The organism is Halobacillus sp. ACCC02827 (genome assembly GCF_030291935.1).
Taxonomy (GTDB): Bacteria; Bacillota; Bacilli; order Bacillales; family Halobacillaceae; genus Halobacillus.
Genome location: NZ_CP128168.1, coordinates 3,630,985 through 3,649,500, shown reverse-complemented (window position 1 = coordinate 3,649,500; position 18,516 = coordinate 3,630,985). Strand labels below are relative to the sequence as shown.

General features: G+C 50.1%; 15 protein-coding genes and 2 tRNA genes. 13 read left to right on the top strand and 4 right to left on the bottom strand.

The features are described from left to right. Nucleotides 1-224 precede the first annotated feature (224 nt). The 3 genes from QRD89_RS19050 (at nt 225) to QRD89_RS19040 (ending at nt 4,660) form a co-directional block, all read left to right on the top strand. Entirely contained in the window at nt 225-1,409 is a 1,185-nt protein-coding gene (locus QRD89_RS19050; protein WP_008636616.1) for a pyridoxal-phosphate-dependent aminotransferase family protein, read from the top strand. Next, complete coding sequence (serA, locus tag QRD89_RS19045) at nt 1,387-2,970, top strand: phosphoglycerate dehydrogenase (RefSeq protein ID WP_008636618.1); 1,584 nt, start codon at nt 1,387-1,389, stop codon at nt 2,968-2,970. Before QRD89_RS19050 ends, serA begins: the two co-directional genes overlap by 23 nt. Before the next feature lie 172 nt (nt 2,971-3,142). After that, nucleotides 3,143-4,660: an AbgT family transporter gene (locus tag QRD89_RS19040; protein ID WP_008636619.1), complete on the top strand. Its 1,518-nt coding sequence runs from the start codon at nt 3,143-3,145 to the stop codon at nt 4,658-4,660. A gap of 253 nt (nt 4,661-4,913) precedes the next feature. On the opposite strand, the gene QRD89_RS19035 is transcribed toward QRD89_RS19040, so the two are convergent. Then, nucleotides 4,914-5,729: a histidinol-phosphatase HisJ family protein gene (locus QRD89_RS19035; RefSeq protein ID WP_008635918.1), complete on the bottom strand. Its 816-nt coding sequence runs from the start codon at nt 5,727-5,729 to the stop codon at nt 4,914-4,916. Between the two features lie 155 nt (nt 5,730-5,884). Between QRD89_RS19035 and QRD89_RS19030 the strand changes: the two genes are divergently transcribed. From QRD89_RS19030 to dnaB, 4 genes are all read left to right on the top strand, one after another. Next, nucleotides 5,885-6,832, top strand: coding sequence for a YybS family protein (locus tag QRD89_RS19030; protein WP_026577643.1), 948 nt, complete (start codon nt 5,885-5,887; stop codon nt 6,830-6,832). Between the two features lie 29 nt (nt 6,833-6,861). Next, a complete protein-coding gene (locus QRD89_RS19025; RefSeq protein ID WP_286096068.1) occupies nt 6,862-8,835 on the top strand; it encodes a DHH family phosphoesterase in 1,974 nt (657 codons plus the stop codon). Beyond that, the gene (gene rplI / locus QRD89_RS19020) at nt 8,832-9,278 is read left to right on the top strand and encodes a 50S ribosomal protein L9 (protein ID WP_008635913.1); all 447 of its coding nucleotides are present in this window, start codon (nt 8,832-8,834) and stop codon (nt 9,276-9,278) included. The genes QRD89_RS19025 and rplI overlap by 4 nt, the downstream gene beginning before the upstream one ends. A 139-nt stretch (nt 9,279-9,417) precedes the next feature. Further along, complete coding sequence (gene dnaB, locus QRD89_RS19015) at nt 9,418-10,779, top strand: replicative DNA helicase (RefSeq protein WP_008635912.1); 1,362 nt, start codon at nt 9,418-9,420, stop codon at nt 10,777-10,779. Nucleotides 10,780-10,880: 101 nt separating this feature from the next. On the opposite strand, the gene QRD89_RS19010 is transcribed toward dnaB, so the two are convergent. After that, nucleotides 10,881-11,735: a Cof-type HAD-IIB family hydrolase gene (locus tag QRD89_RS19010; RefSeq protein ID WP_286096067.1), complete on the bottom strand. Its 855-nt coding sequence runs from the start codon at nt 11,733-11,735 to the stop codon at nt 10,881-10,883. Further along, complete coding sequence (locus QRD89_RS19005) at nt 11,726-12,508, bottom strand: DeoR/GlpR family DNA-binding transcription regulator (protein ID WP_062515181.1); 783 nt, start codon at nt 12,506-12,508, stop codon at nt 11,726-11,728. The genes QRD89_RS19010 and QRD89_RS19005 overlap by 10 nt, the downstream gene beginning before the upstream one ends. A gap of 240 nt (nt 12,509-12,748) precedes the next feature. On the opposite strand from QRD89_RS19005, the gene QRD89_RS19000 reads away from it, so the two are divergent. Together QRD89_RS19000 and QRD89_RS18995 are read left to right on the top strand one after the other, a co-directional pair. Further along, a complete protein-coding gene (locus QRD89_RS19000; RefSeq protein WP_026577646.1) occupies nt 12,749-14,038 on the top strand; it encodes an adenylosuccinate synthase in 1,290 nt (429 codons plus the stop codon). 74 nt (nt 14,039-14,112) lie between these two features. Then, nucleotides 14,113-14,655 carry an LOG family protein gene (locus tag QRD89_RS18995; RefSeq protein ID WP_008635034.1) on the top strand — a complete coding sequence of 181 codons (543 nt, stop codon included), beginning with the start codon at nt 14,113-14,115 and terminating at the stop codon, nt 14,653-14,655. A 30-nt stretch (nt 14,656-14,685) separates the two neighbouring features. On the opposite strand, the gene QRD89_RS18990 is transcribed toward QRD89_RS18995, so the two are convergent. Then, complete coding sequence (locus QRD89_RS18990; RefSeq protein WP_026577647.1) at nt 14,686-15,168, bottom strand: hypothetical protein; 483 nt, start codon at nt 15,166-15,168, stop codon at nt 14,686-14,688. Between the two features lie 147 nt (nt 15,169-15,315). On the opposite strand from QRD89_RS18990, the gene QRD89_RS18985 reads away from it, so the two are divergent. The 4 genes from QRD89_RS18985 to yycF all read left to right on the top strand — a co-directional run bounded on the left by QRD89_RS18985 (nt 15,316) and on the right by yycF (nt 18,510). Then, nucleotides 15,316-15,392: transfer RNA gene (locus QRD89_RS18985), tRNA-Asp, on the top strand. 244 nt (nt 15,393-15,636) lie between these two features. Next, a tRNA-Phe gene (locus QRD89_RS18980) sits at nt 15,637-15,709 on the top strand. 317 nt (nt 15,710-16,026) lie between these two features. Continuing rightward, nucleotides 16,027-17,325, top strand: a complete 1,299-nt coding sequence (locus QRD89_RS18975) for a peptidoglycan DD-metalloendopeptidase family protein (protein WP_286096065.1) — start codon at nt 16,027-16,029, stop codon at nt 17,323-17,325. A 480-nt stretch (nt 17,326-17,805) separates the two neighbouring features. Continuing rightward, on the top strand, nt 17,806-18,510 hold the full coding sequence (gene yycF, locus QRD89_RS18970; protein ID WP_008635039.1) for a response regulator YycF: 705 nt from the start codon (nt 17,806-17,808) through the stop codon (nt 18,508-18,510). Nucleotides 18,511-18,516: the final 6 nt, after the last annotated feature.

The following is an 18,516-nucleotide window of genomic DNA, read 5'->3' as shown; positions in this document are numbered from 1 at the left end:
TTAGAAAATAATTACTTTTTGAATTATAACGATAATTTTCAGAAAAATCAAAGGGATATCAGGAAAATATGCACAAGAAATGTAGACATTATAACTGAATTTTCTAATTTGATTGACAACATCCTACCATTTGATAGGATTAGAGAATATCATTTCTTTTTCTAACGTGTTAAAGACATTTAATAGGAAAAGGGTAAGAGAAAATGAGGAGGTACAAGTGGAAAATGAAGCGTGAATGGGATTTGCTGCACACTCCGGGACCGACTCCGACACCACCAAGTGTGGAGAGAAGCATGAGCCAGCCGATGATTGGTCACCGTGGTGAAAAATGTAAGGAATTGATGAAGGAAATTGCTCCGAGGTTGAAGCCGGTCTTCGGCACTTCCGGAGATGTTTTGGTCATGACAGGAAGCGGAACGTCAGCACTTGAGGCCGCTGTCGTCAATACGACGAAGCCCGGGGAAGAGGTCATCGTCGTTGTCGCCGGTGCCTTCGGAGATCGTTTTGCTCAGATTTGCCGCACGTATGAATTGATCGTCCATCAGCTTGATGTTCCTTGGGGAGAAGCGGTGACACCGGATCAGGTGGAAGCGGCCCTTCAATCCTACCCGAAAGCGAAAGCCGTCTTCCTGACGCACAGTGAAACGTCGACAGGGGTCATGCATCCGGTCGAAAAAGTCGCCGAACGCGTTAAATCCGTAAGCTCTGCCCTTGTCATCGTTGACGGAGTCTCCTCTGTCGGTGGCGCCGGTCTCGATATGGATCGTTATGGAATCGATATCGTAGTATCCGGTTCCCAGAAAGCGTTGATGCTCCCGCCCGGCCTTGCGTTCGCCGCTGTCGGAGAAGCAGCCTGGAAAGTGATTCACGAAAATCCACGCCCGCGCTTTTACCTGGACTTGAGATCTTATAAAAAACAGCTCGACGCAGGACAGACACCATTCACTCCGGCCTTGTCGCTGCTGTACGGATTAGAACAGGTGTTGAACCTGTTGGAAGAAGAAGGTTTGGAAAACGTGTATGCACGTCATACGTTAATGAAAGATATGACTCGGAACGCCTGTCTCGCTCTCGGTCTTCCGCTGCTTGTAAGCGAGGCGGAAGCTTCCACTACCGTGACATCGATCCGCCCGGATACCTTCGAGGCAGAGCAGTTGAGGAAGCTTGCCAACGAAGAATTCGGCTTGATCATGGCAGGAGGACAGAAGCATATGAAGGGCGAGATTTTCCGCATCGGCCATATGGGTTACTGTCGCCCGGCAAATGTCCTGCAGTATATCGGCATCATCGAAATCGTCCTGAAGCGTCTCGGACATGAATTCGAACCCGGTGCAGGCGTCGCAGCAGCACAGGAAGCATACTTGAAGCACACAAGGGAGGATCATCATGTACCGCGTATTAATCAGTGACCCACTTAGTGAAGACGGAATCAGACCATTATTGGATGCAGAAGATGTAGAAACGATCAATACCCCTTCCCTCTCCAAGGAAGAGCTGCTGGAGGCGGTCGGTTCTGCCGACGCCATGATCGTCCGCAGCCAGACACAGGTGACAAGGGAAGTCATCGAACATGCCCCTCACCTGAAAATCATCGGCCGTGCCGGTGTAGGCGTCGATAACATCGATATCGAGGCAGCGACAGAGAACGGTGTGGTCGTCGTTAATGCGCCGGATGGAAATACGATCTCTACGGCGGAACATACGATGGCGATGCTCATGTCGCTTGCCAGGAACATCCCGCAGGCGTACCACAGCTTGAAGCAGCAGCGCTGGGACCGGAAGAAATACGTCGGTGTCGAGCTGAAGGATAAAGTGCTCGGTATCGTCGGCTTCGGAAGAATCGGCCGGGAAGTTGCTTCCCGCGCCAAAGGCCACCGGATGAAAGTCGTTGCCTTCGACCCGTTCTTGAACGAGGAAAAGGCGGCGAAGGCAGGCGTAACGTGCGGAACGGTCGACGAAGTGATCGCGCAGGCGGACTTCCTTACCGTCCATACGCCCCTTATTGAGAAGACGAAACACTTGATCAATGAAGAGGCGATCAAGAAGATGAAAGACGGCGCGCGCATCTTGAACTGTGCCCGCGGCGGTATTGTGGAAGAGAATGCCCTCTATGAAGCTATTAAATCCGGCAAGATCGCTGGAGCAGCTCTCGACGTTTTCGAGGAAGAGCCGGCGACGGAGCATCCGCTGCTTACCCTTGATGAAGTCATCGCGACTCCGCACCTGGGTGCGAGCACGATCGAGGCGCAGGAGAATGTGGCGACAGACGTCAGCTATGACATCATCGAATCCCTGCGCGGAGGTACGGTGAAAAACCCTGTCAACATTCCATCCGTTTCTTCAGAAATGATGGAGAAGCTTTCTCCTTACTTCCTATTATCCGAGCGTCTTGGGGATTTTCTTTCCAAGATCGTCGACGGCACGCTTGAAAGTGTGAATGTCACGTACAGTGGAGAACTGCTGGATGTCGATACGATGCCGCTTACTCGTATCGCTGTGAAGGGTATTCTGAAGCGTCATATCGGCAGCCGTGTCAACGACGTCAACGCCTTTAAGACGGCATCAGATAAAGGAATTACGATCAACGAGCAGAAGTCGACATCTACAAAAGGCTTCACAAACTTGATCACGGTGGAAATTGAAACAGATAAAGAGAAGCGCAGCATCCGTGGAACGCTTCTGAACGGATTGGGACCACGCATCGTCCAGTTCGATCACTATCCGATCGACGTCGTTCCGGAAGGGCATCTCATCGTCATTCACCACAAAGACCAGCCAGGTGCAATCGGCCGTGTCGGAAGCCTTCTTGCCCAGCATCAAGTCAACATCGCCACGATGCAGGTGGGACGGACGAATGAAGGTGGAGAAGCTGTCATGGTGCTGACGGTCGACAAAGAAGTGACGGAAGAATCCGTTGTCAAGCTGGCAGAGCTCTCTGATATCCAGAAGGTCCAGAGCCTTACTCTCTAAGCCATTATTATAGATATCTTTAAGAAAAAGCAGGCGTTTGCCTGCTTTTTCTTTATTTGTTGGAGAAGTGGGAAGATCGTGCGGCTAAAGAAGGAGCATGTGCTTTGACAAAAGATAGGGTCCTTGGTACGTTTAAATCCGACTAAAACGATACACATTGGAGGGATAAAGGTTGGAAGAATCAAGAGAATCCATATCCAAGTTCAGGAGAGGCTTGTTCCGGATCTTGGACGGGATTGAGTGGCTTGGGAATAAGCTGCCGTCCCCGCTCTTATTATTTGCCATATTAGCTTTGTTGGTTATTGTTCTATCAGGCATTTTCTCCGGCGTCGCCGTCACCAACCCGACGAGTGGAGAAGTCGTGGAAGTGAAGAATCTGCTCAGTCTGAGTGGACTGGAGTATATCTTCAATAGTGCCGTCGAAAACTTCATCGGTTTTCCGCCGCTCGGAGCCGTTCTTGTTACGATGCTTGGGATCGGCCTTGCTGAACAGACGGGACTGATCCATACGTCGCTGAAGGGGATCGTGTTCTCCTTCCCTAATAAGCTGTTGACGGCCGCGCTTGTGTTCGCAGGTGTAATGTCCAGTTTAGCGGTCAATGCCGGCTATGTCGTTCTTCCGCCGCTTGGAGCGGTTCTGTTCCTTGGACTGGGACGTCATCCGCTCGCCGGTCTTGCTGCTGCGTTCGCCGGGGTGTCGGGGGGATTCGGCGCAAACCTTGCTCTGACTTCGACGGATGCGATCCTGCAGGAGTTGACGGCAGATGCTGCCCGTACCATCGATCCTGCTTATGCCGATACGATTACCGTGACGATGAACTATTTCTTCGCTGCCGTCTCCGTTCTTCTCGTAACCATCATCGGTACCTTCGTCACGGAAAAGATCATCGAACCGCGCCTTGGGAAGTACAAGGGAGAGGCCGATGCAGAGATGGAAGAGTTGACTGATACAGAGAGAAAAGGGATGCGGCTTGCTGGTCTCGGCTTTCTTCTAACCTTCGCTTTGATGGTCTATTTGTCGCTCGGACCGCTGCGTGGGGACGGGGCTTATATTGAATCGCCGTTCTTCCAGGCCCTCGTCTTTGTCATCTTCCTTCTTTTCCTTGTACCGGGATTAATCTATGGAATCGTCGTTAAGGAGATCAAGAATGATAAGGATCTAACGAGGCTGCTGGGCAAGACGATGGCGAGTATGGGAGGATATATCGCGCTTGCATTTACAGCGGGTCAGTTCATCGCTTACTTCCAGGAGACGAATCTTGGGACGGTCATCGCCTTTCGGGGAGCTGATTTCCTTGATTCCACCGGGTTTGATGGAATTGCGCTCATTTTGACATTCATCGGTCTGACCATGGTCGTGAACTTCTTCATCGGCAGTTCTTCCGCGAAATGGACGATTCTGGCGCCTGTTTTCGTTCCGATCATGATGAATCTCGGGTATTCTCCTGAATTCACGACGCTGTTGTACCGAATCGGGGACTCGGTGACGAACATGGTGACACCGCTCCTGCTTTATTTCCCTGTCGTCATTGCCTTCGCACAGCGTTATGACAAGAAAATCGGTATCGGGACATTGATTTCGATGATGATCCCCTATTCCGTCGCTTTCCTGCTCGGATGGCTCGTGCTTCTGCTCATCTGGGTGCTGCTCGGAATCCCTGTAGGCCCGGGAGCTCCTGTTCAGTATTAATTTTTATCGGGACTGCTTGTGCCGCCGCTGATGGTTTCCGTGCAGGGCTGCGCTTTCCGCGGGCGGCCGGCGAGCCTCTTCAGAGCTCCGCTCTTCCGGGGTCTCTCCTGTCTCGCTTTTCCCGCAGGAGTCTCCGCCCTGCCCTCCAATCATCAGCTGGTGAGGGTGGAATATGAAAAAAACCGAACGTCTCCCGGCTTTTTGAGCTGGATGCGTTCGGTTTTTTTGTGTGCGTGTTTCACGTGAAACTGGGTCAGTCGATCGGGTGTACCGTCGCTTTTCTATTGGAGAAAACGTGAACACTATCGTAGCCGACCGACTTCGCGAGGTCGATTGCTTCCCCGTATCGGTACCCGATATGGTCCGGTTTATGAGCGTCCGAACAAAGGACGATCCCGACGCCGTGATCCTTACAAATCTGCAGCAGCACAGGGTCCGGATACATGATGCCGACCGGCTTCCGGAGACCGGCCGTGCTGATCTCGATGCATGTGTTGGTCGACGCCAGCGCTTTGGCTGCGCGTTCATACTGTTCTTTCAGAAACGCCTCATCATCCGGTCGATAGCCGAATACTTTGATGACATCGATATGACCGACGAAATCGAACAGGCCGGATTCTGCCAGAGTGACGACCCGGTCGAAATACTGACGGTACACTTCTTTCAAATCACGCTTTTCGTACTCGTCCCGGAAAATGGCGAGATCGATTCCCCAATCATCGATCCAGTGAACGGATCCGATCACATAGTCGAAGGGATGGGCGTCGATGAAGTCTTTCATCTCTTTTTCTTTTCCCGGCATATAGTCCATTTCTATTCCCATCTTAATAGGAAGCCCGGCTTCCTCTGCCGCATCGAACATCTTCTGGTACGTATCGAATTCAAGGGTTCTGCGATTCTCCACCCACGGGTTCGAGAGGATCGCACTCGTTTCCTGGAAGAAATAAGCGTGCTCGGATATGCCGAGTTCTTCAATGCCTTCTTCTTTCGCTTTTTGTATGTAGGTTCTGAGGTAGTCGATATCTAAGTTGCCAGTTTCTGCCATATGAACATGATAGTCGGTACGCATGATCGTCCTCCTCTATTAATTTCATTTATCATACCAGACTGTGTTCATATGACCAAGTCCTGGAACGGATGGATGAGACGAGAAACAGGTACCCTTTGTATGTTAAAATAGGGAGGTTACTAAAAGCCCGTAGAAATAGAGGTGCTTCAAAAGAAATGAATAAATCACGAAGATTAACGGAAGGGGCTTTGATGGCCGGTATCTACTTGATATTGCTGCTGCTTTCTTTGTATATGCCGATTATTGGTCCTTTCATGATATTTGTCCTGCCCGTACCGTTCGCTTATTACGCGCATCGGCATGGGTGGAAACCCGGAGCCCTGGTGTTCCTGGTGGCTTTGATCTTTTCCTTGCTGTTTGCGACAGTGATATCGCCGGTCACGCTGCTTGCCGGCATCGGCGGCCTGTTCCTTGGTGGTGCCATGCATAAGAAGCGCGGATCCTATGAGACGCTGGCCATCGGTTCGGTCGGCTTCATCATCGGAATCGTTCTATTGTTCCTTGCTACTCAGTTTGTGTTCGACGTCAACTGGATCGATGACTTCAACAACAATCTGGAAGAAGGAGTCACTTCCGCAGAGAACCTTCTCTCCGGTGTGATGGACGAGGAGCAGGTCGAGCAGCAGATTGCCGCCATGCGGGAGCAGATCGCGTTTCTCCCTGACATCATGCCTAGTATTCTCGCTATGACAGGAATCGTCCTTGCGTTCCTGAATCAGTGGATTACGTACAAGGTGATCAACCGGGTGGAGAAGAAGTCGTACCGCTTCGTCTCTTTCAAGAACTTCCGGCTGCCGTCTGCTGTATTATGGTACTACTTGATTGCATTGATTTTGAATCTGATTGTCGGAGACGGAGGCGGGCTGCTTTATTTAGCCGCCATCAACATCTTCACGTTGACAGGGACGCTGATCGTCATCCAAGGCTTTTCTTTCGTATTTTTCTATGCCGGTGTGAAGAAATGGTCCAAGGCAATTCCGGTGGTGCTCATCGTTTTCACCTTGCTTCTTCCACAATTGATGCTGTATCTTGTAAGAATCTTAGGTATAATTGATTTAGGATTTCCATTGCGGGAACGCTTGGGAGAAACGAAGGATAAATAGCTCGGAGCAGATGGTGGGAGCTGAATGCAATGCCGAATTTCTTTAAAAAACCAACGATGAGCGGACACTTGTGGATCATTTATTTGATCTCTCTTGTGCTGCTTGGATTCATTTGGTATTACCAGTGGACATTGGGACTGATGATGACGCTGTTTTTAGCTGCGTCCATCTTTTACAGTGTCCGTACGGAACAGAATATGATCAGCGAAACAGAGGAATATATTTCGACGCTTTCCTACCGGGTCAAGAAGGTGGGGGAAGAGGCGTTACTCGAGATGCCGATCGGGATCATCCTCTTCAGTGAGAATTTCACGATTGAATGGGCGAATCCCTACATGAACAGGTTCACAGAGGAGGACTCGATCGTCGGTCAGTCTCTTAAGAAGCTGTCCGATCAAATCATCCCTGCCGTCAAGGAAGATGAGGATGAAGTGTGGCTTACGATCGGCAGCTATAAGTTCCAGACGGTCATCAAGCGTGAGGAACGGCTGCTTTACTTGTTCGACAGGACGCGGCAGACCGAAATCCATAATCGCTATGAGAACGAACAGACGGTGCTGTCTGTCATCTTCCTGGATAACTATGAAGAGATCACTCAAGGGATGGACGATACAGCGAAGAGCCATATCAACTCCCAGGTGACGTCGATTCTGAATAAATGGGCCGGCGATTACGGCATTTATTTGAAACGGACGTCTCAGGAGCGCTTCATGGCAGTCTTGAACCAGGAGATTCTGGCAACGCTTGAAAAGGCGAAGTTCGAGATTCTGGATGATGTCCGTGAGCTGATTACCGATCAGAACGTCCCGTTGACGCTCAGTTTCGGTATCGGTGTCGGACCGGTCAGCCTGCCGGAGCTTGGCGAACTGGCTCAGTCCAGTCTCGACCTTGCACTGGGGCGCGGCGGAGATCAGGTGGCTATCAAGGATGACTCCGGGAAAGTCCGCTTCTACGGCGGTAAAACGAATCCGATGGAGAAACGGACCCGTGTCCGGGCCCGCGTTATCTCCCATGCGATGAAGGAGCTCGTCCAGGAGAGTGAAAAGGTGCTCATCATGGGGCACAAGTCTCCGGATATGGATTCGGTCGGGGCATCGATCGGGATTCTGAAGATCGCTCAGGCGAATGATAAAGAAGCAGCGATTGTTCTTGATCCCGACGATATCGATACAGGTGTCCAACGGATGATTGAAGAGATCGAGAAGGATGAGGACTTGTGGCGTTACTTCCTGTCACCTCAGGATGCGCTTGAAATGGTGACGAACGATACGCTGCTTGTCATTGTCGATACGCACAAGCCGTCGATGGTCATCGAAGAGAAATTGTTATCGAAGACCGAACATGTCGTCGTCATCGATCACCACCGCCGGGCCGAAGAGTTCATCTCCGATCCGACGCTCGTGTACATGGAACCGTACGCATCTTCGACTGCAGAACTTGTGACGGAATTGCTGGAATACCAGCCGAAGAAGCTGAAACTGTCGATGCTTGAATCGACGGCGCTGCTGTCAGGAATCATCGTCGATACGAAGAGCTTCACGCTGAGAACCGGCTCGCGCACGTTCGACGCGGCGTCCTACCTCCGTTCTAAAGGAGCGGACACCGTCCTCGTGCAGAAGTTCATGAAAGAAGACCTTGATATTTATATACGGAGAAGCAAGCTGATCGAGCAGGCGAGCGTATATAGGGATGGAATTGCCATCTCGACCGGGGACAAAGGCGAATCCTATGGACCGGTCATCATCGCACAGGCCGCCGATACGCTGCTTACGATGAGCGGAATCGTCGCATCCTTCGTCATTTCCGAACGTAAAGACGGACGAATCGGCATCAGCGCCCGTTCGCTCGGGGACATCAACGTCCAGGTCATCATGGAGAAGATGAACGGCGGAGGGCATTTGACGAATGCGGCGACCCAATTGGAAGACACAACGATTGAAGATGCGAAAGCATTGTTGCAAGATATAATTGATGAGTATTTTGAAGGGGGAGACTTTGAATGAAAGTAATTTTTAAAGCCGATGTTAAGGGGAAAGGCAAGAAGGGCGAAATCAAGGATGTAAACGACGGTTACGCCCGCAACTATCTGCTTAAAAATAACTTGGCCGTTGAAGCTACGAAAGGAAACCTCCAGGCGCAGAAAGCAAAGGATGCGAAGCAGGAGCAGCGTGCGCAGGAAGAAGTGGAGGAAGCGAAGCAGTTGAAAGAGACGCTTTCCGGTATGGAAGTGAAGCTGACAGCGAAATCCGGAGACGGCGGCCGCTTGTTCGGTTCCATCACAAGCAAGCAGATTGCGGAACAGCTGAAGAAAGACCATGATATTAAAATCGACAAACGTAAAATCGAGCTGGATGACCCGATCCGGACGCTCGGATATACGAACGTACCTGTGAAGCTTCATCCGGAAGTGACAGGCACGATCCGTGTCCATGTAGAGGAGAAGTAAGCGGTTTGTCATCAAGCGCCCACTCCGGCTGTAGCCGTGGGCGCTTCTCTTTTCCCTGATCTTCCCGGACGTCGGTAAGCAACCTTGGAAGAGTACGGCAGCGGACGTTTTCGTTTTAGAGTCAGAGGAGGAAAAATTAGTGAGTGAAATGTGGAATGATCGTACCCCGCCCCACAATATTGAAGCGGAGCAGGCGGTTTTGGGTGCGATCTTTTTAGAGCCTGAAGCGATGTCGACAGCAGCGGAGTCTCTGCTCCCGGAAGATTTCTACCGGGCCAGCCATCAGCGTATATATGAAGCGATGCTCTTTCTGTCCGATCGGGGAGAGCCGATCGACCTCGTCACCGTGACGACGGCGCTTACGAACAATAAAGTGTTGGAAGAGGTAGGGGGAGTTTCCTATCTGACAGATATTGCGAATTCCGTACCGACCGCTGCCAACATCGCCTACTACACGAAGATTGTCGGTGAGAAAGCAACGCTTCGGAACTTGATCCGGACGGCGACGAATATCGTAACGACTGGATATTCCGAAGAAGAAAACCTGGATGATGTCCTGAATTCGGCGGAGAAGGATATCCTGGAAGTTTCCCAGCGGAAGGATTCCAGCGCCTTCAAGAACATTAAGGATGTTTTGATCGACGTTTATGACAACATCGAACAGCTCCACCATAATGACGGGAATACGACCGGAATTCCGACCGGCTACAGGGACCTCGATCAGATTACTTCCGGCTTCCAGCGGAACGATCTGATTATTATCGCCGCCCGTCCTTCCATGGGTAAGACCGCCTTTGCTTTGAACATCGCGCAGAACGTAGCGGTCCATACGGATGAGAACGTCGCGATCTTCAGTTTGGAGATGGGTGCCGATCAGCTCGTGTCCCGTATGCTCTGTGCAGAAGGAAACATTGATGCCCAGCGACTCCGGACCGGTACGCTGGAAACAGAAGACTGGAATAAGCTGACGATGGCGATGGGGAGTCTGTCGAACGCAGGGATCTTCATTGATGATACGCCGGGTGTGCGTGTCAGTGAAATCCGCTCGAAGTGCCGTCGTCTGAAGCAGGAACACGGACTTGGTATGATTCTGATCGACTACCTGCAGTTGATCCAGGGAAGCGTCAATTCGAAAGAGAACCGTCAGCAGGAGGTATCGGAAATCTCCCGTTCCCTGAAGGGGCTGGCCCGTGAATTGAACGTGCCGCTGATCGCTCTTTCCCAGCTGTCCCGTGGGGTGGAGTCGAGACAGGATAAGCGCCCGATGATGTCCGACCTTCGGGAATCCGGATCGATCGAGCAGGATGCCGATATCGTCGGCTTCCTTTACCGTGACGACTATTACGACAAAGAGTCGGAAAGTCAGAACATCATTGAAATCATTATCGCGAAACAGCGTAACGGACCGGTCGGTAACGTAGAACTTGCCTTCGTCAAGGAGTACAACAAGTTCGTCGACCTCGACCACCGCTACAGCAATGCCGACATTCCGCCGGCATAGAAAAAGCAGACGCCTCCTTGATGGATGCGTCTGCTTTCTTATATTTTCATCACGACCCATCACGCCTCCCGTGGAGTTACGCTGGGTAAGTGGATGAAACATCAGGATAACCAGTGGGCGATGGCGTGTGCGACGCCGTGCTCCTCATTGGTCTTCGTTGTGAAATCTCCCGTTTCTATAATGAGGTCCTTCGCGTTCCCCATAGCGGCACAGTGACCGGCCATTTTCATCATCGATAAGTCATTCGGACTGTCGCCGACCGCCGCTGTCTTTTCCATAGATAAGCCGAGGTGGGAGGCAAGCTTCTGTAAGGCGAGCCCTTTCGATGCATCCTTGTGCTCCAGTTCGAAGTTATGATCGGCCGAACTGACAAGGGTCATGGTCGGTTCTCCCCGGTAGCGTTCTTTCCCGAGGCTGCGTTTGGCATCGTCGAAAGAGAAGGCGAGGATGTTGTAGACCGGAGCATCCGAAGCGACAATGTCCCGGTGGTCTTTGATGAAGCGGAAGCCGTTCTGACCGAATTGTTTCTCTATGGCATGCTCGAGTTCACCGATGTGCACGTCCGGATTTGCGCTCTTGATCCGGTCGATTTCGACTTGCAGCAGGCTTCGTCCTTCCTGTTGTGTCCAAATCCATTCATCGCTGCACGCTTCATAATAGAAGCCGTTCGCTTCCAACCAAGGAAGAACGTCACGTACATCCTCCGTCAGCATCGGCGTGGCATGAAAGAGTCTGCCTTCCGGATCATGGATCGTTGCACCGTTTGCACCGATCACCCATGTCCGAAGCCCTGTTTCTCTAAACAGCTCCCGAACATCGAACTCCGCTCTCCCTGTCGCGATCACTACTTCTACACCCTTTTCCTGCGCCTCTTTGATGGCGCGGACATTTTCTTCACTTATCTGACTGCTGCTGTTCAACAACGTTCCGTCTAAATCAATAGCGATCATGTCCATGGATTCTGCTTCCCTTCTTCTGTCACGATCAGCTCCACGTCATTATCTTTCAACATCTTCTGAAAGCGGTCATTCGGGAGTTTATCCGTGACGATAATATCGACATCTTCAAGCCCTGCAAACGAAAAGAATTCCGTGATTCCGAACTTCGTATGGTCGGCGAGCACGATCACTTCCTTCGCCTGTTTCATCATGGTCCTCTTTACCATGCCGTCTTCCTCAATGCCGATTGTCAGGCCTTGATCGGATATGCCGACGACCCCGATAAATGCTTTATCGACATGGTAGCTTTGCAGACGCTCAATAACGGAGGCGCCGTACAGAAATTGGTGTTCTTTCTGCAGGTGCCCGCCGAGCAGGTGGATGGAAATATTACCGACATTGGACAGAATGCTCGCCTGGTGGATCGAATTGGTGATGACGGTCAATTCCATCGGAGTCATCTGATTGGCACACGCCTGGACGGTCGTTGACGTATCGAGTATCAGTTTGTCGCCCGGCTGCATGAGAGAGACAGCTTCCCGGCCGATGCGTTCCTTCTCATAAGAAACCGTTTTCAAACGATTCGTATAATCTTGGATGGCGGCGTGGGAGGTCGGAAGGATCGCTCCGCCACGTGTCCTTACAATCGCTTTCCTGTCTTCCAGCTTAACGAGATCGCGCCTGGCCGTATCGCGGGAAATGTCGAACATCTCACACATCTGCTCGATGGATATCCTCCGCTTCTCCTTCAAGTATTGGATCACTGCAATCAGTCGTTCTTCTTGATACATCACGAAACCTCCTTCCATTTACATCCTTTTGTAAGTAATTATAAGTGTGTGTATAATTAAAATCAATGATAAATAAGTCATGGTAAGTAGTCGGAATTATCGTTCAAATGATTCATAATCGAACATTGGATGTTCTAATTTCTTTTAATGTTCGGAAATAGCGTTGACTTCCTTTTTGCAAATTGATAAACTGACGATGGATATGAATTACAACAAACAATTATTTGGCGGAGGTGCCTTATGTCTTCAGTAGTAGTTGTCGGAACCCAGTGGGGGGACGAAGGAAAAGGCAAGATAACCGATTTTCTTTCACAGAATGCGGAAGTTGTCGCTCGCTATCAGGGTGGAAACAACGCAGGACATACGATTAAATTTGACGGAGTCACGTATAAACTTCATTTGATCCCATCAGGAATCTTCTTTGATGATAAAATTTGTGTGCTTGGAAACGGAATGGTCATCGATCCAAAAGCGATCCTTGAGGAATTGAAGTACCTTCATGACCGCGGCATCAGTACGGACAATCTTCGGATCAGCAACCGTGCCCACGTCATCCTTCCTTACCACTTGAAGCTGGATGCGCTTCAGGAAGAAGAGAAAGGCGTGAACAAGATCGGAACGACGAAGAAAGGGATCGGCCCTGCTTATATGGATAAAGCGGCACGTACCGGTATCCGTATCGCAGACCTTCTTGATAAAGAAACGTTCCGTGAGAAGCTCGAGCAGAACCTGGCGGAGAAGAACCGTCTTTTCGAGAAAGTATATGAAACGACGCCGTTCACGGTCGATGAAATCATGGAAGAGTATTATGATTACGGTCAGCAGATCGCTTCTTACGTATGCGATACGTCTGTCGTATTGAACGACAGCCTGGATGAAGGCCGCCGTGTGCTGTTTGAAGGTGCGCAAGGGGTTATGCTTGATATCGATCAGGGTACATACCCGTTCGTAACGTCTTCCAACCCGATTGCCGGTGGTGTGACGATCGGTTCCGGTGTCGGACCGTCCAAGATCAAGCATGTCGTAGGTGTGTCGAAAGCGTACACGACTCGTGTCGGTGACGGTCCGTTCCCGACAGAGCTTCACGATGAAATCGGGGATCAAATCCGCGAAGTCGGCCGTGAATACGGTACGACGACCGGACGTCCGCGCCGTGTCGGCTGGTTCGACAGTGTCGTAGTCCGCCACGCACGCCGTGTGAGCGGAATCACTGATCTATCCTTGAACTCCATCGATGTTTTGACGGGGATCAAGAACCTTAAGATCTGTACGGCCTATAAGTATAAAGGTGAAATTATGGAGGAGTTCCCGGCGAGCCTTAAGGTCCTTGCTGAGTGTGAGCCTGTATATGAAGAAATGCCTGGTTGGGAGGAAGACATCACAGGAGTGAAATCTCTTGGTGAGCTTCCGGCTAACGCGCGCCACTACATCGAGCGTGTGTCTCAACTGACTGGTATCCCGTTGTCTGTCTTCTCTGTTGGTCCGGATCGTTCTCAGACGAACGTCGTCCGCAGCGTGTACAGCGAATAACCGATTGGACGAACGCCTGGCTGTTTCAGTCAGGCGTTTTTTGTTTATGATAGAAAGAAAAGGGGTGTGTGGGATTGAAACGAGTGTGTGTATTTGCCGGGTCCAGTTTGGGAACGGATCCGGTTTATAAAGAGGAAGTGCGGAAGCTTGGGGAAGCGCTCGGGAAGAAAGGAATCGAGCTTGTTTACGGAGGAGCGAAGAGCGGTCTGATGGGCGTGATGGCAGATGAGGTGCTGGCAAACGGCGGTCGGGTGACGGGGGTTATGCCGACGCGCCTGTTTACGAAAGAAATTGCCCATCCGGATGTGACCGAGATGATCGAAGTGGACACGATGCATGAACGGAAGGCGAAAATGAGCGAATTGGCGGACGGCTATATCGCATTGCCCGGGGGATTCGGTACGTGGGAGGAGTTATTCGAGGTTATCAGCTGGGCTCAGATCGGCATTCACACGAAGCCGCTCGCCCTTTTTAATATCAACGGGTATTACACACCGCTTATGAATCTCGTGGAACATGCCATCGAAGCGGGCTTCGTCCCGGAGGATAACCGCCGGTTCCTGATGCAGGAGAAAGATCCCGTGCAGCTGTTGGAAGCACTGGAATTAAAAATGTAAAAGAAAACCGAGCTGCTGGCAGCTCGGTTGTTAAATGTGGATGGTTTCTATGAAGGAAAGGCCGAAATATCGGTAAGACACTTCGATCCGGTCAATGGATGTATCCTGACTGATACTCAGACCGTAAATCGTCGATGGATTCGAGTCGGTTGCGGCTGCAACTTTCTTGGAAGAAAGCGGCGACGTATCCGGTCCGAGGACGATGGTTTCATAATCCTGCATGTCGTAGGATTCATCGACGAGCGCGTACGTATCTGTAAGTATAAAGCCTTTGTCGGAATCACTGATCTGCATTTTTACATTCGAAGGTGTTTCCTTATTGTTGGTGGCGACGTTCGTAATCTGGATGTCACCGATCCAATTCTGGTTGCCGACAGCGACAATAACGGTCTGTTTGTCCTCTGTCGTACCGATGGAACCATGGGCCAACGGGGGATTGAGCTTTAAGAAACCGATGAAAGAAATCAATAATAGAATGAGGACGAAAGCGACATATCGAAAGATTCTCTTCAACTAGGACCTCCTTTCTCCCTTGTTCACATGTGTATGATAGTGGGACTGGTATCATGATGGAAACTTGCTCTCTACTAAATTAACTATTGCGTTGTCTTTTATGTATGTGGTAAGATAGTTATCGTTGCAGTAAACAAGTGGTTTTTCGGTCCGGTAGTTCAGTTGGTTAGAATGCCTGCCTGTCACGCAGGAGGTCGCGGGTTCGAGTCCCGTCCGGACCGCCATTTTTATTATAACATCTATGTAATGTCGAACACATGAATAATGTGTTACCTGATGATTACAAATTGAATTCTAATATATGGCTCGGTAGAGAAGCCGTAAACCTCACGAATTATCTTCGGTGCAGGCTTTGCGATGAGCGTAATCGTCACCGAAACAGCTTGCAACGCGAAGAGCACATCTTCTTCGAATGATCATCGAAACCAGATAAGGTGCGAAGATCAAACAAACTAATAATAATAGCATGGCTCGGTAGCTCAGTCGGTAGAGCAACGGACTGAAAATCCGTGTGTCGGCGGTTCGATTCCGTCCCGAGCCACTACCAGAACGTCTGCGTATTCTACGCAGGCGTTTTTTGATGTTTTATTCTTTGGAAAAAGTTGAAGATTAATAGATAATATTCTAGTGTTACCACATTTAAACTTTAAATTTATTGTACTTAAATAGAGTAAATATACACGAAAATTATGTATTTAAACCGTATCTTTCGTAATTTTGCCAAGAAAATTATATCTTCTTTACAATTCGGAATTGTTGTTTTATCAATCCCTCTGCTGTGATAGATTAAATGAGGATTTTACAGGATTGTTATAAATTCTTATAAATTTATTAATTATATTCAGGAGGACTTGGTAGATGTGGAAGAAAGTTGCTGTCACGGCGGTCGCGGTCACGAGTCTTAGTGTAGGTACAGTTTATGCAGAACGTTCTTTGGACACGGTATACCACGTTTATGTGGATGATAAACCTGTCGGGACGGTCACAGATAAATCGAAGGTCGAGTCGTATTTGGATCAGAAACTTGAAGAAGCGGACGTCCCGGAGGAATGGGATACGAAGTTGGATAAAGACGTTTCCTACAAAGCGGAGCGGGTTTTCTCTGCCGATCCAGAAGAGAAGCAGGTGCTGGATGCGCTTGATGAAGAAGTGCGTGTGACGGTGAACACGGTGCAGGTCAACATTGACGGCCGCCCGGTGGCACACGTTCCGGATGAAGCGGAAGCGGATCAAGTCGTAGAGAAATATAAGGAAGAATACGTTCAGCCGGAAGTGCTCCAGCAGTTGGAGGAAGGCGAACCGGCGGATCCAAAGCCTGGGGAAACGAAGGTGATGGATGTAAGCCTTGGGGAAAAGGTATCTTATGACGAGCAGGCAGTCCCGGTCCGTTTCGTCGATACGGTGGATGAGGCGGTCGATCGTATAAAAGAAGGGGACACGTTCGATTCCGACCTGACAAAAGAAGAATGGACGACAGCTTATCCGGATGTCGATACACTGCTTACGGATAACCCTGCCCCTTCCCTTGATGTCATCGTCCGGAAGATGCGGGTGAAGGAAGAGGAAGTGGACTATCCGGTCGAAGTCAAACGATCGGACGATCTCTATAAAGGAGAAAAAGAAGTGAAGCAGGAAGGGCAGCCTGGTGAAAAAGAAATTCACACCAAGTTCGTCTTTACAAACGGAGAGAAGCAGGAAGAAGAGGTCGTAAAGGAAGAGACGACGAAAGAGCCTGTGAAGAAAGTGATCATCGAAGGTACGAAGGCTGTTCCGTCCAGAGGAGACGGTACGTTCATCTGGCCCGCTGTCGGTGGTGTGATCACAAGTAAGCAGGGAGAAAGATGGGGCCGTTATCATAAAGGGATCGATATCGCCGGTGTGAAGGATAAGACGATCAAAGCTGCTGACAATGGGAAAGTCGTGGAAGCAGGCTTCAAGAAGAGTTTCGGCAACAAAGTCGTCATCGACCACGGCAACGGATATGAAACGATCTATGCACATCTCGAGTCGATCGATGTGAAACGGGGCGATGTCGTGAAACAGGGCGACAAAATCGGGAAAATGGGTACGACCGGCCACTCCACCGGTGTCCATCTCCATTTTGAAATTCATAAAGACGGAGCATTAAAGAATCCTTTGGACTATGTATCCAAATAGATGGATTTGCTATGATTTTCATAGCGGATCTCTGGCTTTTTAATCGTTTTAATCGTTTGATAACAGACGGGTTGGATAGACGAGCAATATGGAGAGAAGATTTGTTCTTTTGGCCAAGCGTTTGTCTTATAAGCGAATCAAGGAGAAACTTTTTAAGAAGAGGGTGGAGGGAAATGGGCAGACTCCAGCGGGATTAGCGGAACAGGTGAGACCCCGGAAGAGCGCAGCGATGAGGAGGCTCACCGGCCGCCCCGTGGAAAGCGTCCCATTTCCCGGAACCCGTCCTCTCCACAAGAAATACCCACCTCCATGCAGGAATCCGCTATGATTATTCATAGCGGATTTTTTGTTTGTTTTGGTATAAAACTAAGGGGGACAGGAAGGATCCGTGGAAGCTTTGGAGTCAAATAAGACATTTAGCTTCAAATGAGTTAAAATGAGGGAAAGAAAGAGAAGTCGAAGAAAAGGATGTGACGCAAGGTGGCACAGAAGATTCTAGTAGTAGACGATGAGAAACCGATTGCAGATATATTGAAGTTCAATTTAGAAAAGGAAGGATATGAGGTAGTGTGCGCTCATGATGGGGATGAAGCCATCGCCAAAGCGGACGAAGAGCAGCCGGAGCTGATCCTCCTTGATATCATGCTTCCGAACAAAGACGGAAATGAAGTGTGCAGAGAAGTAAGGAAGCGTCACAATATGCCGATCATCATGCTGACGGCGAAGGATGCAGAAATCGACAAAGTCCTCGGCCTTGAAATGGGTGCGGATGATTACGTGACGAAACCGTTCAGCAACCGGGAATTGATCGCCCGTGTCAAAGCGAATCTCCGCCGTCATCAGCAGGAGCCGGAAGACAGCTCCCAGCAGACGAAGGATATTACGATCGGCCGTTTGTCGATTCATCCTGATGCATACACAGTGACGCGTGACGGTAATTATATCGAACTTACCCATCGTGAATTCGAACTGCTTCATTATCTGGCCCGCCATATCGGACAGGTCATGACGAGGGAGCATCTGTTGGAAACGGTTTGGGGTTACGACTATTATGGTGACGTCCGGACCGTCGATGTTACGGTACGCCGTCTTCGTGAGAAAATCGAAGAGAATCCAAGTAATCCGATTTGGATCGTCACCCGCCGCGGAGTAGGGTACTATTTGAGAAACCCGGAGCAGGAGTAACGTCTG

What these genes read in the sequence shown, in the direction of transcription:
- QRD89_RS19050 (WP_008636616.1), top strand. Translation starts at nt 225, where the DNA reads ATGAAGCGTGAATGGGATTTGCTGCACACTCCGGGACCGACTCCGACA.
- serA (WP_008636618.1), top strand. Translation starts at nt 1,387, where the DNA reads ATGTACCGCGTATTAATCAGTGACCCACTTAGTGAAGACGGAATCAGA.
- QRD89_RS19035 (WP_008635918.1), bottom strand. Translation starts at nt 5,729, where the DNA reads ATGCGTACCGACTATCATGTTCATATGGCAGAAACTGGCAACTTAGAT.
- QRD89_RS19030 (WP_026577643.1), top strand. Translation starts at nt 5,885, where the DNA reads ATGAATAAATCACGAAGATTAACGGAAGGGGCTTTGATGGCCGGTATC.
- QRD89_RS19025 (WP_286096068.1), top strand. Translation starts at nt 6,862, where the DNA reads ATGCCGAATTTCTTTAAAAAACCAACGATGAGCGGACACTTGTGGATC.
- rplI (WP_008635913.1), top strand. Translation starts at nt 8,832, where the DNA reads ATGAAAGTAATTTTTAAAGCCGATGTTAAGGGGAAAGGCAAGAAGGGC.
- QRD89_RS19010 (WP_286096067.1), bottom strand. Translation starts at nt 11,735, where the DNA reads ATGGACATGATCGCTATTGATTTAGACGGAACGTTGTTGAACAGCAGC.
- QRD89_RS19005 (WP_062515181.1), bottom strand. Translation starts at nt 12,508, where the DNA reads ATGTATCAAGAAGAACGACTGATTGCAGTGATCCAATACTTGAAGGAG.
- QRD89_RS19000 (WP_026577646.1), top strand. Translation starts at nt 12,749, where the DNA reads ATGTCTTCAGTAGTAGTTGTCGGAACCCAGTGGGGGGACGAAGGAAAA.
- QRD89_RS18975 (WP_286096065.1), top strand. Translation starts at nt 16,027, where the DNA reads ATGTGGAAGAAAGTTGCTGTCACGGCGGTCGCGGTCACGAGTCTTAGT.